Origin of the sequence: Streptomyces sp. NPDC058291, assembly GCF_042880855.1 — a bacterium.
Lineage (GTDB): Bacteria > Actinomycetota > Actinomycetes > Streptomycetales > Streptomycetaceae > Streptomyces.
Window position 1 is genome coordinate 109,153 of record NZ_JBHVYK010000011.1, and the last position, 16,118, is coordinate 125,270.

General features: G+C 73.0%; 17 protein-coding genes. 10 read left to right on the top strand and 7 right to left on the bottom strand.

What is annotated here, in order from left to right:
* Positions 1–327: 327 nt before the first annotated feature.
* The 4 genes from ACFVYK_RS08440 (at position 328) to ACFVYK_RS08455 (ending at position 2,830) form a co-directional block, all read left to right on the top strand.
* Positions 328–531 carry a cold-shock protein gene (locus tag ACFVYK_RS08440; protein WP_030224351.1) on the top strand — a complete coding sequence of 68 codons (204 nt, stop codon included), beginning with the start codon at positions 328–330 and terminating at the stop codon, positions 529–531.
* 201 nt (positions 532–732) lie between these two features.
* A complete protein-coding gene (locus tag ACFVYK_RS08445) occupies positions 733–2,241 on the top strand; it encodes a DEAD/DEAH box helicase (protein ID WP_389770178.1) in 1,509 nt (502 codons plus the stop codon).
* A gap of 240 nt (positions 2,242–2,481) precedes the next feature.
* Positions 2,482–2,664, top strand: coding sequence for a hypothetical protein (locus ACFVYK_RS08450; protein ID WP_389770181.1), 183 nt, complete (start codon positions 2,482–2,484; stop codon positions 2,662–2,664).
* Between the two features lie 37 nt (positions 2,665–2,701).
* Positions 2,702–2,830 carry a hypothetical protein gene (locus ACFVYK_RS08455; protein ID WP_389770184.1) on the top strand — a complete coding sequence of 43 codons (129 nt, stop codon included), beginning with the start codon at positions 2,702–2,704 and terminating at the stop codon, positions 2,828–2,830.
* A 46-nt stretch (positions 2,831–2,876) separates the two neighbouring features.
* Here ACFVYK_RS08455 and ACFVYK_RS08460 read toward each other — a convergent pair whose 3' ends face one another.
* Entirely contained in the window at positions 2,877–3,911 is a 1,035-nt protein-coding gene (locus ACFVYK_RS08460; RefSeq protein WP_389770186.1) for a medium chain dehydrogenase/reductase family protein, read from the bottom strand.
* Between the two features lie 173 nt (positions 3,912–4,084).
* On the opposite strand from ACFVYK_RS08460, the gene ACFVYK_RS08465 reads away from it, so the two are divergent.
* Positions 4,085–4,810, top strand: coding sequence for a TetR/AcrR family transcriptional regulator (locus ACFVYK_RS08465; protein ID WP_389770189.1), 726 nt, complete (start codon positions 4,085–4,087; stop codon positions 4,808–4,810).
* 240 nt (positions 4,811–5,050) lie between these two features.
* Here the strand turns inward: ACFVYK_RS08465 and ACFVYK_RS08470 are convergent, their stop codons facing one another.
* On the bottom strand, positions 5,051–5,719 hold the full coding sequence (locus ACFVYK_RS08470) for a hypothetical protein (RefSeq protein WP_389770192.1): 669 nt from the start codon (positions 5,717–5,719) through the stop codon (positions 5,051–5,053).
* Between the two features lie 236 nt (positions 5,720–5,955).
* On the opposite strand from ACFVYK_RS08470, the gene ACFVYK_RS08475 reads away from it, so the two are divergent.
* Complete coding sequence (locus ACFVYK_RS08475) at positions 5,956–6,681, top strand: helix-turn-helix domain-containing protein (RefSeq protein ID WP_389770195.1); 726 nt, start codon at positions 5,956–5,958, stop codon at positions 6,679–6,681.
* 72 nt (positions 6,682–6,753) lie between these two features.
* Here the strand turns inward: ACFVYK_RS08475 and ACFVYK_RS08480 are convergent, their stop codons facing one another.
* Positions 6,754–8,337: a carbohydrate-binding protein gene (locus tag ACFVYK_RS08480; RefSeq protein ID WP_389770197.1), complete on the bottom strand. Its 1,584-nt coding sequence runs from the start codon at positions 8,335–8,337 to the stop codon at positions 6,754–6,756.
* Between the two features lie 296 nt (positions 8,338–8,633).
* Between ACFVYK_RS08480 and ACFVYK_RS08485 the strand changes: the two genes are divergently transcribed.
* Together ACFVYK_RS08485 and ACFVYK_RS08490 are read left to right on the top strand one after the other, a co-directional pair.
* Complete coding sequence (locus ACFVYK_RS08485; protein ID WP_389770199.1) at positions 8,634–9,683, top strand: hypothetical protein; 1,050 nt, start codon at positions 8,634–8,636, stop codon at positions 9,681–9,683.
* Between the two features lie 162 nt (positions 9,684–9,845).
* A complete protein-coding gene (locus ACFVYK_RS08490; RefSeq protein ID WP_389770201.1) occupies positions 9,846–10,301 on the top strand; it encodes a tellurite resistance TerB family protein in 456 nt (151 codons plus the stop codon).
* A 128-nt stretch (positions 10,302–10,429) separates the two neighbouring features.
* On the opposite strand, the gene ACFVYK_RS08495 is transcribed toward ACFVYK_RS08490, so the two are convergent.
* Positions 10,430–10,792 (bottom strand): DUF952 domain-containing protein, encoded by a 363-nt coding sequence (locus ACFVYK_RS08495; protein ID WP_389770204.1) that lies wholly within the window; start codon positions 10,790–10,792, stop codon positions 10,430–10,432.
* Positions 10,793–11,052: 260 nt separating this feature from the next.
* On the opposite strand from ACFVYK_RS08495, the gene ACFVYK_RS08500 reads away from it, so the two are divergent.
* On the top strand, positions 11,053–11,256 hold the full coding sequence (locus tag ACFVYK_RS08500; protein WP_057577999.1) for a cold-shock protein: 204 nt from the start codon (positions 11,053–11,055) through the stop codon (positions 11,254–11,256).
* Between the two features lie 101 nt (positions 11,257–11,357).
* A complete protein-coding gene (locus ACFVYK_RS08505; protein ID WP_389770206.1) occupies positions 11,358–12,884 on the top strand; it encodes a DEAD/DEAH box helicase in 1,527 nt (508 codons plus the stop codon).
* A gap of 16 nt (positions 12,885–12,900) precedes the next feature.
* On the opposite strand, the gene ACFVYK_RS08510 is transcribed toward ACFVYK_RS08505, so the two are convergent.
* From ACFVYK_RS08510 to ACFVYK_RS08520, 3 genes are all read right to left on the bottom strand, one after another.
* Complete coding sequence (locus tag ACFVYK_RS08510; protein ID WP_389770209.1) at positions 12,901–13,113, bottom strand: DUF4287 domain-containing protein; 213 nt, start codon at positions 13,111–13,113, stop codon at positions 12,901–12,903.
* Positions 13,114–13,249: 136 nt separating this feature from the next.
* Positions 13,250–13,603 (bottom strand): hypothetical protein, encoded by a 354-nt coding sequence (locus tag ACFVYK_RS08515; RefSeq protein ID WP_389770212.1) that lies wholly within the window; start codon positions 13,601–13,603, stop codon positions 13,250–13,252.
* Between the two features lie 189 nt (positions 13,604–13,792).
* Positions 13,793–16,118 (bottom strand): LuxR C-terminal-related transcriptional regulator (locus ACFVYK_RS08520; RefSeq protein WP_389770214.1); only part of this gene is annotated, 2,326 nt, incomplete at its 5' end.

Genomic DNA, 16,118 nt, shown 5'->3' on the forward strand with positions numbered 1-16,118 from the left:
TTCGGTCCGCCGCGGGCGACACGGGCCGGGACAAGAGCATCCGGGCAGGTCACGGCTCTGCAACGGGAAACGTCCGCCGACGACGCCGCCTCCGCGGGGAGGGAATATCTGCGGTCGCGACAGGAGAAATAGTCGTCGCGCGCGACGGTTATTCCTTCCGGCCGGAAGTGGGCCGCTTTTGCTTCCGGCGCGGGCCGAATGACGCCGTGCTAGTGTCGATCTCAGTTGCAGTTGTGGTTGCCTTGAGGTTTTCCGACGGGTTGATCATCACGGCGACCGGAGTCCGCACAGGGCGGAACTCCGAGCACCGTCCCGAAGGAGATAGTTATGGCAACCGGCACCGTGAAGTGGTTCAACGCGGAAAAGGGCTTCGGCTTCATCGAGCAGGACGGCGGCGGCGCCGACGTCTTCGCCCACTACTCGAACATCGCCGCCCAGGGCTTCCGTGAGCTCCAGGAAGGCCAGAAGGTGTCGTTCGACATCGCGCAGGGCCAGAAGGGCCCGACGGCCGAGAACATCGTCCCCGCCTGACACCAGGCGCTGACGCGTACTTCTGCAGCTGGGGCCCGCACCTTGGGGTGCGGGCCCCAGCTCGCGCATTTTCCGGGTGATTTCCTCCCCGTCCGCCGGTACTCCGGCCCCCGTCTTTCGGCTCGTTCCCGCGACTTTCTGCGCTGTTCATCTCGCTGCGGAATTCCTTGGCACGCGCCCCGTATCAAGGAAGGTTCCTTCATGAATCGTGCGCAGAAAACCCGTACTTATGACCGTTCCGCAGGCTCGTCCGGCGGTCGTTCGTCCGGCGGTCGTTTCGGATCCCCGCGCCGCGCCTCCGGTCCCAGCCGTCGGCCGTCCGCGCCGCAGGGTGAATTCGCGCTGCCGAAGACGGTCACCCCGTCGCTGCCCGCCGTCGAGTCGTTCGCCGAGCTCGCCCTGCCGGCCCCGCTGCTGGCCGCGCTCGGCCAACAGGGCGTGACCGTGCCGTTCCCGATCCAGGCGGCCACCCTGCCGAACTCGCTGGCCGGCCGGGACGTGCTCGGCCGCGGCCGAACCGGCTCGGGCAAGACCCTCGCCTTCGGCCTCGCCGTGCTGGCCCGCACCGAGGGCCTGCGCGCCGAGCCCCGTCGGCCGCTCGCGCTCGTCCTCGTGCCCACCCGCGAGCTCGCCCAGCAGGTGACCGACGCGCTGACCCCGTACGCCCGCTCCGTGCGGCTGCGGCTGGCCACCGTGGTCGGCGGGATGCCGATCGGCCGGCAGGCCAACGCGCTGCGCGCCGGGTCCGAGATCGTCGTCGCGACGCCGGGGCGCCTCAAGGACCTCATCGACCGCGGCGACTGCGTGCTGGACGACGTCGCCGTCACCGTCCTGGACGAAGCCGACCAGATGGCCGACATGGGCTTCATGCCGCAGGTCACCGCACTGCTCGACCAGGTGCGCCCGCAGGGGCAGCGGATGCTGTTCTCCGCCACCCTGGACCGCAACGTCGACCGGCTGGTGCGCAACTACCTGAGCGACCCCGTCGTCCACTCCGTCGACCCCTCGGCGGGCGCCGTCACCACGATGGAGCACCACGTGCTGCACGTGCACGACGCCGACAAGCACCGCACCACCACCGAGATCGCGGCGCGGGACGGCCGCGTCATCATGTTCCTGGACACCAAGCACGCGGTGGACCGGCTGACCACGCACCTGCTGAACAGCGGCGTGCGCGCGGCGGCCCTGCACGGAGGCAAGTCCCAGCCGCAGCGCACCCGCACCCTCACCCAGTTCAAGAGCGGTCATGTGACGGTGCTGGTGGCGACCAACGTGGCCGCGCGCGGCATCCACGTCGACAACCTCGACCTGGTCGTCAACGTCGATCCGCCGACCGACCACAAGGACTACCTGCACCGCGGCGGACGCACCGCCCGTGCCGGCGAGTCCGGCAGCGTCGTCACCCTGGTCACACCGAACCAGCGCCGCAGCATGACCCGGCTGATGGCCACCGCCGGCATCTCCCCGCGCGTCACCCCGGTGCGTTCGGGCGAGGCCGAGCTGAACCGCATCACCGGCGCGCAGGCGCCTTCCGGCGTCCCGGTCGTCATCACCGCGCCGGCGGCCGCGAAGCGTCCCCGCCGCGCGGCGTCCTCCTCGTCATCGGCGTCGTCCCCGGCCTACCGGGGCCGGCGCGGCACGGGCCGCGCCGAGCGGGAGTCGGCGCAGCGCGAAGGCCGGCGGCGCCCCGTCGTCGACCCGGCGGCCTGACCCGTCGTCACCCCGGCCGCCGCGACGCACGCGGCGGCGCGCCGTGTCCGTCCCGTCCGTCCCGTCAGCCGCGACGCACGCGGCGGACGGGACGGACACGGCGCTCATGGCCGGCCAGCTCATCCACTTCGGCAGGAGGCATCTTTGACACCGGTTCGCACGCGACAGCACCGGGCGGATTGCGCGCTCTCGACCAGGGTCCAGGACCGGGAGAAGTCCGGACCCCGGGTCCTCGACGACATGACCGTCGAAGTGGCCCTCTCCCTGATGGCCGGCGCCGGAGTCGAGTACCTCGTGCTGTGCGACGGGGACGACCAGTACACGGGCGCCGTCAGCCGCGCCCGGCTCGCCGTCTTCCGGGACACTCCCGCGTACACGGACCGGGTCCGCCTGCGCGACGTCCCCGGGACGCAGCCCGCCTGAGACGCGACGGACCGGGGCCCACCTGGACGGCATGCGGATGACGAGGCGCTCGCCGCGGATGCGGATCGCGGACATCGCCGCACTGGCCACGTTCCTGGCCTCCGACGCAGGCGCCGCCGTCACGGGCACCTGGGTCAACGCCACCGCGGGCATGTTCCCGAGCTGACCGGGGCGGGCCGCTCTCCCCACTGGCCGGTGCCGGATCCGACGGGCTACGGGTTGAGGACGACCTTGCCCGCGACCGTGCCGGACTCGGCCAGGCGCAGGGCGTCGGCGACCTCGGCGAGCGGGTAGCGGGCCGCGATCCGGGGGGTGACGTCACCGCGCTGCAGGGCCGCGAAGAGTTCGGTGAGGTCGGCGCGCAGCCGGGCCCGGAAGCGGTTCTTGGAAAGGGCGCGGCCGGCCCAGACGTTGAAGAAGAGGGCTCGTCGGCGGTTGGGCAGCGCGTTCCACAGCCAGAGCCTGCCGAGCAGCTTGAGCACGGGCCACTGCCGGGAACCCTCGTCGTCCCGCGTGGAGGCGGTGCCGTACGAGACGAGCGTGCCGCCGGGGGCGAGCAGGTTCCAGGAGTCGACGATGCCGCGGCCGCCGACGTGGTCGAAGACGGCGTCCACGCCCCGGGGGGCGAGTTCGCGGACGCGCGCGGCGACGTCCCCGGTGCGGTAGTCGACGGGGGTGACCCCCTGCTCGCGCAGGGCGTCGTGATGGCGGACCGACGCCGTGCCGATCACCCGCACGCCGGCCGCCCGGGCGAGCTGGACCAGGATCGACCCGACGCCGCTGTTGGCGCCGTGCACCAGGACGGTCTGCCCCGCGCGGACCCGCGCCTTGCGGTTCAGCATCTGCCAGGCGGTGATGCCGCTGACGACCAGCGTCTCCGCCTCGGCCGGGTCGATCCCGTCGGGCACCGGGACGGCGTCGGCGGCGTCGACGACCACATGGCTGGCCCAGGCGCCGACCTTGACCAGCGCGGCCACCCGGGCGCCGGCCAGCTCCGCGGCGACGCCCTCACCCGTGGCCAGCACCGTGCCGACCAGGTCGTAGCCGGGCACGAAGGGGAACGGCGGCTGGTCGTAGTACCGGCCGCGGCGCATCTGCTGTTCGGCGAAGGAGACCCCGGTGGCCTCCATCCGGATCAGGACCTGGCCGGGGCCGGCCGCGGGAACGGCTCCGTGCCGGACGCGCAGTCCCTCCGGCTCGACCTTGCCCGGCAGGACGATCTCGACGAGTTCTTCGGCGGCGTTCATGACGACCTCCAGCGGTCTGCGATGCGTTCCCGGTGGGCCGGGCGTGGGTTAGGCGCCTTCGTGTTCGTTAGAAGTTGTAACGCATCGCCGCAGCCAGTGTCAATAACGTTCGTGATAGCCTCTAACTGTTCCTGTTGGAGCGCGTGACTGGGAGTGAGAGGCGGCCGCGGCACATGGCGGAGACGAGCACGACGAGCCCGCGCGAGCGCTACCGCGCCCAGGTCCGCGCGGAGGTCAAGCAGCGCGCATGGGAGCAGATCGCCACGGCGGGCGCCTCCGGGCTCTCACTGAACGCGATCGCCAAGCAGATGGGGCTGAGCGGGCCCGCGCTGTACCGGTACTTCGCGGGCCGGGACGAGCTGATCACCGAGCTCATCCGGGACGCGTACCGCAGTCTCGCCGACGCCTTCCGCGCGGCCTCGGCCGCCGGCGCCGGTCTCACCGGACTGGCGCACACGCTGCGCGCCTGGGCCCTGGACGATCCCCAGCGCTACTTCCTCGTCTACGGCACGCCGGTCCCGGGCTACCACGCGCCGGACGACGTCACCACGGTCGCGTCGGAGATCATGACGAGCCTGCTCGACGCGAGCGCCGAGACGTCGTCCGGCGGCCCGACGAGCCCGTTCGCCGCGCGGCTCGAGGGCCTCGGCGACCGGTGGGCGGACGGCCACCCCGCCCCGCCCGCCGCCCTCCACCGGGCACTGGCCTTCTGGACCCGCCTGCACGGCGTCCTGTCCCTCGAACTCGCGGGCCACTTCCGGGACATGGGCTTCGACCCCGCCCACTTCTTCACCGCAGAACTCGCCACCCTGACGGACGCCCCGGCCGACCCGGAGACCCTGGAGACCCCGGCCGACCCGACGGCCCCGGCCCACCCGTCCGACGGTCGGTCCGGCTGACCCGCGCTCCCGGCGTCCCACGGCATCCGGGCCGGGCCCGACCGGGCAGCCCGGGACGCGGACAGGGCGGCGTACCGCCGACTCGGTGTCGGGATACGCCGCCCTCGGAGCGAGCGGTCACGGGCCCCGCGGGGGTTACTTCAAGTCGCGGGCGAACAGAGCCGTCGACCAGCGGTAGCCGAGCATCGGTGGCCACGGACACCGCGACCCCGATCTTCTGCGGGCCGGAGGCCGCGGGCGTCAGAGGCTGCGGGCGGTGATGTCGCCGTGGGCGGTGGTCGCGTGGATGTTCAGGGCGGCGGCGCCGTCGGTGTTCCGCAGCGCGTTGTGGACGCGGCCGAAACCGGTGCCGGCGTCCAGGGAGGCGGAGACACCGCGAGCGGCGCCGACCTCGATCCCGCCGGCCTCGGTGCGCAGGGTGACGGTGCCGCGCACGGCCTCGACGACGTGGATGTCGCCCTTCTGCGTGCTGATCTCGGCGGGGCCGCCCAGTCGGCCGACCGTGACGTCGCCGGCCGCGAGGACGAGGCGGGCGCTCGCGGTCTCGTCGAGCTTGACGGAGGCCTGCGCGCCCTCGAACACGACGTCGCCGAGCCGTCCCACGCCCCGGAACTCGGCGCTCGCCGCCTTCGCCTCGACGCGGGAGCCGGCGGGCAGCCGGACCGTCACTTCGACGGACCCGGAGGAGCCGAGGATCCGGCTCTTCGCCGGGGCGGCGCCGACGCGCAGGACGCCGTCGGCGTAGTCGACCTCGATCCGTTCCGCCGCCTTCACGTCACTGCTCCTGGAGGCGTCCGCGGGCAGGACCTCGACCACGGTGTCGGCCCGGTCGGCGGCGATGAGCCTGATGCGTCCAGCGGGGATGTCGAGGACGGCGGACACCAGGGCGGGGGTGGCGAACTTCTGCATCGTTGTCTCCTTTGACGGCCGGCTTTTCCGACTATGTTTCCGACAGAGGAAAAGCTACGTTGCGTTCACTGATCACTCAACCCTTTTGTTGCGCTGACACTCAATAATGCCAGTTCAAGGCAGGTAAATCGTTGCAACGGATCCGAATTTAACGCAACGCTGAATCCGGTTGCGTTGCAATGGACTGTAGGCGAACGCTATGCTGACGGCTCCACGGAGCACGAAGGAGACCCGCGATGCCGGGAGGCAGGCTCACCCAGCAGGAACGTCAGCAGATCGCCCTGGGACTGGCCGACGGCCTCGCCTACGCCGAGATCGCCAGGCGTCTCGACCGGCCGACCTCGACGATCACGCGCGAGGTGATGCGCAACGGCGGACCCGCCTCCTACCGCGCCGACCTGGCCCACCGCGCCACCGAGCGCCGCACCCACCGGCGCAGGCCGGCCGCGCCCAGGGGAGCGGAGGCGCCCCCGCAGACCCACGGACGCGACCCCGAGGCCATGCGCGAGTACGAGGAACTGTTCACCACGGTCGTCATGGCCTCGGGCATGCCCACGATGATGGCCCGCGTGCTGGCCTGCCTCACCCTCACCGACTCGGGCAGCCTCACCGCGTCGGAACTCGTCCAGCGCCTCCAGGTGAGCCCGGCGTCCGTCTCCAAGGCGATCGCGTTCCTGGAGGGGCAGGGCATGGTCCGCCGCGAACGGGACGACCGCCGACGCGAGCGTTACGTCGTCGACGACGACGTCTACTACCAGGCGATGATGTCCAGCGCCCGCTCCATCGCCCAGGTCGTCGAGATCGCGCGGCAGGGCGTCGGCGTCCTCGGCCGGAGCACCCCGGCCGCCGCGCGCCTCGAGAACATCGCCCGCTTCCTCGACTTCGTCAGCGAGAGCACCGCCCGCGCCGCGGAACAGGCCCGCGAGATCCTCCACACCAAGGCCCCGGCGCCCCCGACGTGAGCACGGCGAAGGCCCGGGTCACCAGGGACCCGGGCCTTCGCCGTTCGTCGGCTCACCTGCCGTCGGAGCCGGTCACAACGTCACCTGCCTGCCTCCCAGCGTCACGACGAGGCGGCCGTCCGAGGCGAAGGACCAGCCGAGGGCGCCCGAGTACGAGGCGCACCGGGAGCCGTTCGCGCCGGTCCAGAACTGGTTGGTGGCGTCGGCGTCGCCGACCGTCTTGTCGTTCGACCCGCTCACACCGAACCGGCACGAGGTGTTGCCGCGGAACACCGAGGTCCCGGCGTCCCAGGAGTAGTTGCGCTGGGCGTTGTCGATGCTGAGGTTGTTCGACACCGCCATCGAGCCGGGATTGCTGTTGTAGGTGAACCCGTGCTTGCCGTTGTGGAAGGCGATGCTGCGCCGCACGACGTGGTTCACGGCGATGTCGTCCCCGCCGAGCTTGTAGCCGTTGCGGTCGCCGTTGGAGTTCACGGTGCCGTCGGAGAGGGTGCCGTTGTCGTAGGAGAGGGAGTCCTCGACGGTCACCGGGCCGATGGCGCCGGTGTCCGTCTTGGTGTAGAGGTCCCAGCCGTCGTCGATGTTGTTGTGCGAGACGGCGTAGCGGAAGACGTTGCCCGTGCCGGTGGTGAGCTTGGCGGCGAAGCCGTCGGCGTCCTCTCCGTCGGAGTCGGCGTTGTCGTGCGACTCGGCGCTCAGGATCAGGTTGTCCGACGGCCACTGGCCGCTCGGCGTGGTGGAGGCGATCCGCCCGAGCTGCAGTCCGGTGTCGCGGTTGTACGCCGTCACCGTGCGCTCGACGACGTTGTGGCTGCCGCCCACGTAGATCCCGTTGTCGCCGGCGTGCTGCACGGTGATGCCGTAGACGTGCCAGTACGACCCGAAGAGCTGCAGCCCGCGGTTCGTCGAGCTCTCGCTCTGCGCCGAGAAGTCGAGGACCGGCTTCTCGCCCGGGTAGGCGGACAGGGTGGTGCGGGCGCCGGACGTGCCGTTGCTGGTCTGCGGGACGGTGACCGTCGAGGACTGGTTGTAGGTTCCGCCGCGCAGGTAGATCGTGCCGCCCGCGGAGACGCGGCCGATCGCCGAGGCGAGGGTGGTCGGCGCGGACTGGGTGCCGGCCGCGCCGTCGACGCCGGCCGGCGAGACGTAGATCGCGCCGCCGGCCGGGGGGGTGGTGCCGCCGCCGTCGGCGGTCACCGCGTCGACGTAGTCCACGTTGGGCAGCCCGGTGGAGCCGGTCGGGTTGAGCCGGATCGTGTTGGCGCCGGCGTTCAGGGTGACGGTGAGGGTCTTGGTGACCCAGGTCGACCAGGCGCCGGTGGCCTCGAAGGACGGCGTCTGGACGGCGGCGCCGTTGACCACGAGCGAGGCCGGGCGGGCGGCGGCGCTCCCGTTGGCGAAGCGGACGCTCAGGGTGGCCGTGCCGGCCGTGGCCGCGTTCACCGTGAACTGGGCGTAGCCGCCGGTCGAGTTGGCGCCGTTGCAGAATCCGCTGCCGGAATAGCCGGTCCAGTCGGAGTCGATGGTGCCGGTGCAGACGGCCGGGGACGCCTCGGCCTCGTAGCGGGTGGTGGCGGCCTGCGCCGTGGGACCGGACAGCGCGACGAGCGCGCCGGACACCAGACTGACGCACGCCATGACGGATCTCAGCTGCATGTTCATCTCCAGGAACGGGGCGAGTGCGGTCGGCCGAACTGGAAAGCGCTTTCTCCGGGAAGCTAGGGGGCTGGTATGGGCACGTCAAGAGTCGGGTACTTGATTTCTGTTCACATGAGTGGACGGACAGGGGGACGTCCCCCAGCCCCTCAAGGGATCCGCGCAGGAGCCTCACAGAGACTGCACACCGTCTCGCGCATGACTCGTTAGCGTGACGGACATTCGATCCCCCGTGCGAACGTGACCAGGTCACGGCCCCCGGCGGGGTGTCGGCACGTCAACCCAGGAAGACCGCAATGGACTACTGCTCCTCGTGTCGTCGGCACCTCAACGGCGCCCTGGTGTGTCCCGGGTGCGGGGCCTACGCCCCGGACATCGCTCCGGTCACGGCCCACGGCCGCACCGTCCCGGCCCGGATCGCGCAGCCGACGTACACGACGGTGTACGCGGAGCCCGCCCCACACGCGGAGCCCACGCCGTACGCGGAGCCCGCCCCACACGCGGAGCCCGCCCCACACGCGGAGCCCGCCCCACACGCGGAACTCACGCCGTACGCGGACGCCGTGTTCGCGGACCCCGCCCCCCGGACGGAGCCTTCACGCGGTCCGGAGTCCGTCGCGCCGTCCGCACCGGAGAGCGCGTCCATCGCCGATCCGGCGCCGACCGCACCGCGGGGGCGGGCCGCCCGGCGGCGGCAGCTGGCCCGCTGGAAGAAGCACCAGCGCCGGGCCGTCGTCGCGACGGCCGTCGCCCTCGTCGGGGGCGGGCTGACCGTCGCCGCGCTGGACCGGCAGGGCGGCGACCGGACGCAGGCGGCCGCCGCGCCGGAGCTGCCCACCGCGTCGGGCGGGGAGGACCTCACCTCCGATCACACCCGCCCGACGGTGACCCGGTCCGGCGGCCACCGGGCCGCGCCCCCCGCCACCGCGGCGTCGCGGTCAGCGGCCACCGAGCTCGGGGGCGAGCGGTACACGCCGGCGGACGGCCGCCCGGACGCCGCCGCGCCCGGGGCCCACGCGCGGACGTCCGCGACGAGCCGGCGCGCCGGCTCCTCGTCCTCCGGAGCCGCGGTCACCGCTCCCGTCGGCTCGACCGGACAGCGGTCCTCCACGTCGTCGTCCGCGTCGACCGCCGACGACGGCACGAGTGCCTCGAACTCGACCGCGAACTCAGGCTCCTCGACCGCGAACTCGGGTTCCTCGGCCTCGAACTCGGGCTCCTCGTCGTCGGACTCGGCCTCCGGCGGCTCCGCCTCGGGCGCCGGCGCGTCGTCGCAGACGAAGCCCGCGGCCGCGGCGACCTCCCCCTCGGAGGTCTGTCTGCTGGGCCTGCTCTGCCTCAGCTGAACCGGCCGTCGCCGAGCCCGCCCGTCCCGCCGCCCGCGGGCTCGGCCACGTCCCTGGACCCCGCCGGAACTTATCCGGTCGGCCGGTAGTTTCTACGTTGCTGTAGATGGTGCCGCACCTGTGGTGCGGATACCGAACCGAACCGACCGTGTGGAGTTCTCCATGGCCCTGTGGGACCGCTTCAAGGAGTCCGCGTCGACGATGCAGACCCAGCTCGTGGCGAAGAAGAACGACCTCAAGAGCGGCGCGTTCCGCGACGCGAGCATGGCGATGTGCGCGCTCGTCGCCGCCGCCGACGGCGCCATCGACCCCGCCGAGCGGCAGCGCGTGGCCCAGTTGATCGCCAGCAACGAGGTGCTGCAGAACTTCGACGCCGCGGACCTCCAGCGGCGCTTCGACGACAACCTGAGCAAGCTGACCGCCGACTTCGCCTTCGGCAAGGTGAGCGTGCTGCAGGAGATCGCCAAGGCGAAGAAGAAGCCGGCCGAGGCCCGCGCCGTCGTCCAGATCGGCATCGTGATCGGCGGCGCCGACGGCGACTTCGACAAGACCGAGCAGGCCGTGGTGCGAGAGGCCTGCTTCACCCTCGACCTGCCGCCGCACGAGTTCGACCTCTGACCTTCGAGCCGGACGGCCGACCGACACCCCGGGCCCACAGGCGCACAGGTCGGGGCCGGGCCGGCGGCGTCGGACGAGGGCGGCCGGTCGGTCGGCGTCGGACGAGGGCGGCCGGTCGGCGGCGTCGGTCAGCCGGCGTCGGTCAGGGCGGTCGCCCGGCCGTGCTCGTCCCAGCGGACCTCCAGGACGCGGACGACGGCGTCACGGTCGAGCGGGCCGAAGACGTGCGGGAACCGGGTGTCCTCCTGCACGCCGGGCGGCGGCGCCGGGGCGGCCGCCTCCCACACGCACCTCGCGGTGAGCCGCGTCTCGTCCAGGACCAGGGCCAGCAGCGGGCGCGGGGCGGTGCGGTAGAACGCGTCGGCGATCGTGAGCGTGGTCTCCTCGTCGGGCGAGCAGTGCACGAACCCTTCCCTTGCGAGGGAGGCCGGCGCATAGGGCCGGTCGGGTTCGGCGCTCCAGTCGTCGAGCGGTACGACGTGATAGATCATTTCCGGTGCTCCCGTGGACGTCCCGTCGGCCGCCGCGCCACCGGTCGCCGACCGGTCGACACACGGCCGGCCCCTCCGTGCAGACTCCGCATGCCGACCTGTGCTACCGTGATAGAAGTGGCAGTTTCGGTTAGAGGCTTCTGAGTGCTCTTCGACCATACGTCGACGGGCACTCTTTTTGTTTTTGGGGCTTTACCTGATGCTGCGACACCGGGTCCGCAAGGTGTGGACTCCGGGCATTGCCCCAAAGGAGATACAGCATGGCATCTGGCACCGTGAAGTGGTTCAACTCGGAAAAGGGCTTCGGCTTCATCGAGCAGGAGGGTGGCGGCCCGGACGTTTTCGCCCACTACTCGAACATCGCCACGTCTGGCTTCCGTGAGCTTCAGGAAGGCCAGAAGGTTACCTTCGACGTGACGCAGGGCCAGAAGGGCCCGCAGGCGGAGAACATCCTCCCCGCCTGAATCGTCTGACGTCTGTTTCAAGCGGACGACACGGCCGGGGCCCGCACTCTCGAGTGCGGGCCCCGGCTCATGGTGTGTCGCCCTTTCGAGGAAGGTCACGGATGAACCGCAACAGCTCCGTCCGCTCCCGTACGGACGGGCGCCAGGGCGCCTCGTCCCGTTCGGCCAAAGCCGGTCGGAACGGACGCGGGAGCCGTCCCGCCGCGTCCGGCGGTGAGTTCGCCGTGCCCGTGACCCTCACTCCGGGGCTGCCCGCGGTCGAGTCCTTCACCGAGCTCGACATGCCCGAGCAGCTGCTGACCGCCCTCGGCGCCGAGGGCGTGACCACTCCGTTCCCCATCCAGGCCGCCACGCTGCCGAACTCACTGGCCGGCCGGGACGTCCTGGGCCGTGGCCGGACGGGTTCCGGCAAGACCCTCGCCTTCGGGCTGGCCCTGCTGGCCCGCACCGCCGGGCAGCGGGCCGAGCCCCGTCAGCCGCTGGCCCTGGTCCTCGTGCCCACCCGTGAGCTGGCCCAGCAGGTCACCGACGCCCTCACCCCCTACGCCCACTCGCTGCGGCTGCGGATCGCCACGGTGGTCGGCGGGCTGTCGATCGGCCGGCAGGCGAGCGCCCTGCGCGCCGGCGCCGAGGTCGTCGTGGCCACGCCCGGACGCCTCAAGGACCTCATCGACCGGGACGACTGCCGGCTCGACCGGGTCGCCGTCACCGTCCTGGACGAAGCCGACCAGATGGCCGACATGGGCTTCATGCCGCAGGTCACCGCACTGCTCGACCAGGTGCGTCCCCACGGCCAGCGGATGCTGTTCTCCGCCACCCTGGACCGCAACGTCGACCGGCTGGTGCGCAACTACCTGAGCGACCCCGTCGTCCACTCCGTCGACCCCTCGGCGGGCGCCGTCACCACGATGGAGCACCACGTGCTGCACGTGGAGGACGAGGACAAGCACGCCACGACCACGGAGATCGCCGCCCGCGACGGGCGCGTGATCATGTTCCTGGACACCAAGCACGCGGCCGACCGGCTGGCCAAGAAGCTGCTGGCGGTCGGGGTGCGCGCGGCCTCCCTGCACGGCGGCAAGTCGCAGTCCCAGCGCAACCGGACCCTGGCCCAGTTCAAGGACGGTCACGTCAGCGTGCTGGTGGCGACCAACGTCGCGGCCCGCGGCATCCACGTCGACAACCTCGACCTCGTCGTGAACGTCGACCCGCCCGCCGACCACAAGGACTACCTGCACCGCGGCGGCCGTACGGCTCGCGCGGGCGAGTCCGGCACCGTCGTCACGCTGGTGCTGCCGCATCAGCGCCGGGACATGACACGGTTGATGGCGGACGCCGGCATCACCCCGCAGACCACCCCGGTCCGCTCGGGAGGCGACGAGCTGAGCCGCATCACCGGCGCGCAGGCCCCCTCGGGCGTGCCCGTCGTCCTCGCCCCTCCGGTCGTCGCCGAGAGCCGTCCCGCGCGAAGCGGCGCGGCGCGCAAGGGCTCCGGCTCCGGCTCGGGCCGTGACGGCGGCGCGCGGAGCGGCGAGCACAACGGCTCCGCCCCCCGCCCCCGGCGCGGCCGTCCCGCTCAGGGCCGTCGGCGTTCGGCCGCGGGCGGCAACGGCGCCGGCGGCCGCTGAGGCGCACGCCGAAGGCTCAGCGTCCGGCGTCCTCCGCCAGCGTGTGCGCCACCAGCGCGTTGGCGTGGCCGTGGCCCAGACCGTGCTCGTCCTTCAGCCAGCCGACGAGCTCCATGTGCCGGGTGAGCGGCGAGGAGCGGATCAGGCTCTTCCACTCGTCGACCGGACGGCCGTACTTCTTCTCGATGGACGGGAAGTAGCTCGCGGGGCCCTTCACTGGTGCGGTCATCTCGATCGTGTCCCTTCGCCTGCGCTCGTCTGCGCCCGTGTTCTGTCCGTCCTTTGTTCGACGTGCGCGGAGGGCCTGAGTGATCGGCCCGGTGACGTGATACGCGTCACAGGATCGGCGCGAGGCTCCGGGAACGTCACCCGGCGAGCACGGCGTACGCCGCGTAGGGCAGCAGGATCGCGGGGAGGGTCACCAGCCGGTGCCGGAGCGGACGGCCCGTCCGCAGGGGACCGAGGCCGTCGAAGAGGACGAGCAGCAGGGCGACGAACCCGGCGAAGAGCACGAGCGCGGTCAGCACGAAGCCGCTGTTCTCGATCTGGTCGTACGTGCACAGGTCGAGGTCGCGGCGGCGCAGGTCGCCCTGGTCGCAGTGCCCGTGGGCGAGGTACCAGCGCGCGCACAGCACGACGACCGCCGTGGGGAGACCGATCAGCAGGTGCACCGCGAGCGGCGGCAGGAAGCCGCGCGGGGCGGTGAGTGCGGTACGCATCCGGCCATCACACCAGGCCGCCGGTCGAGCGGCTGTGACACCGGCCACTCCTTCGGTCGCAGACCTGTCACAGCGCGTTCGGTGACCGAAATCCCTTGCAGCCAGCGGCAGTTGCTCCACGCGGTCCTGTTCACCGGGCCCTGCCGGACGCGCCCGGACGCTCCGCGCCATCGCCGGTCGGGGCGCCGCTCACTGCCGCAGGGCCTCGCGCAGTTCCCCCCTGCGGCGGATCCCCAGCTTCTTGTAGGTGCTGGTCAGGTGGGTCTCGACGGTGCGGCGGGCCAGGTGCAGCACCTGCGCTATCTCCGTGTTCGTCCGGCCCTCCGCCGCGAGTTCGGCGATCCGGCGCTCGCTGCCGGTGAGGGCCGCCGAGCCGGTGTGCGCCGGGGTCGTGCGGCGCGCGCCCGCGGTGCGCAGGGCGTGCTCGGCATGCGTCAGGAGACGGACGTTGCCCAGCCGCTCGGCGCGTTCGGCGCCCTCGCGCAGATGCTCACGGCCCCGGCCGCGGTCGCCGGCGTCGGTCAGCTGCCGGCCGTGGGCGAGCAGCGAGGCCACCAGCTCCGCCTCGGCCGGGGCGTCGCGCAGCACGGCCACCGCCTCCGCGCCCAGCTCCAGGCCCCGCCGCCCCCGGGTCGCCCGGCCCAGGACACGCAACGCCCGTCCCACGGTGCGCGGGGTGCCCCACACACGGGCCAGCCGCAGCTCCTCCGCCGCGAGCGTCAGCGCCTCCTGCGGGTTGCCCAGCGCGAGCCGGCACTCCGCGGCCGCCGTGCGCCACGGTGTGACGACGGGGCTGAGGACGGCGCGCGCGGACTGCCGGCGGCCGCACTCCAGGAAGTCGTGGAGGGCGCCGGCGACGTCGCCCTCGGTGAACCGCAGCACCCCCCGCGCGTACAGGAAGCGGTTCAGCTCCCAGGAGTCGGGAGTGCCACGGAGGTCGAAGGCGTCCGCCAGCCGGCGGGCCTCCCGCGTCCGGCCCGTCTCCACCAGGGCCAGCAGGACGTGCGCGTCGGCGTTGGCCGGGCCGCCGTCGGCGCGCCGGGAGCGGCCCCCGGGGTGCGGCCCGAGCAGGACGCCGTACGCCCCGCGCGCCGCCGCCGTGTCCCACCTGGTGTCCAGCAGGGCCTGGGCCATCGGGTGCAGCAGGGACGGGCGCTGCCCGGCCAGGCCGCGCTCCACCAGGCGGTCCGCCTCGTCGAGTTCGTCGGCCCACTGGGCCACCGCCGCCGCCGTGCCCAGCAGGAAAGGCTCCGCGAGCGGGTCGGCCGGTTCGGTCAGCAACGAGCGCAGGCGCCGCATCGCCTCCCGGGCCGAGATCTCCCCGGCGGTGGCCGCGTACCGCACGAGCAGGGCCCGGCCGGAGGCGCCGACCAGGCGCGGGGAGCGCTCCGCGGTCTCCGTCACCCAGCGGTAGGCCTCGCCGCGGACCGTCTGGTCCTGGTCGGACAGGAGCGCGGACGCCGTCTGCAGCGTGTGGGCGAGATCGGCGTGGCCGTCCGCCAGCCGGGACTCCAGCCCGCGCAGCGCCGCCACCGCGGTGCGGACCTCCCCGCGGCCGGCGAGGGCGGTGCTCAGGGCGATCGCCGTGCGGACCTGGTCGCGGGGGTCGGCGGGCAGGTCCAGCGCCTCGGACAGCCGCGGGATGCCGGTCGGGGCGTCGGCGCCGGCGTACTCCAGCGAACCGAGCTCCGTCAGCAGGCGCTGGCGCAGGTCGTCGGGGAGCGGCTCCTGCAGGGCCCGGCGCAGGTAGCGGACGGCGTCGTCGGCGCGGCCCTCGCGGGCGGCGACGGCGACGGCGTCGCGCAGCACGCGCGGCGCCCAGGGCAGGCCGGCCGGCGCGCTGCCCAGCAACTGCCGTGCCACCGCGTCGATGTGGTCGCCCCGGCGCAGCATCGCCTGGGCGACCGCCCGGTGCGCCTCCTGACGACGGGCGGTGGACCAGCCGCCGAGCACGGCGTCCCGCAGGAGGGGATGCGCGTACCGCGGGCGGCCGGACGGGTCGGGGCGCAGCACGCCGAGCCGCGTCATCGCGGTGAACCAGCCGGTGACGCGGGCGGGGTCGGCGCCGCAGGCGTCGGCGACGAGGGCCGCGAGGTCGGCCCCGGAAACAGCCGGAACGGCCCGCCCGCCACCACCGCCGACCTGCCCGGCGTACCGGCCGTACCCACCCTGCGCGGTGTACCCCTCGAGGTCACCCTGGTCGACGGCCCCGCCGTGGCCGCGCGGTTCGGCGGGCCCGCCGTGGCCGACGCGCTCGCCGTAGCCGCTCCGGCCGGCCGGCTCGCCGTGCCCGCTCTGCCGGCCCTGTTCGGCATATCCGCCGTGTCCAGCCCCTTCGGCGTACCCGTCCTGCCCGTCCTGCCCGGCCTGCCGGACGTGTCCGGCGTGTCCGCCATACCCGTCGTACCCGCCGTACTCGGCGCCGCCCGCGTACCCGCCGTACCCGCTCTGCCGGCCCTGTTCGGCATGACCGCCGTGTCCGGCCCCTTCGGCGTACCCGTCCTGCCCGGCGTCC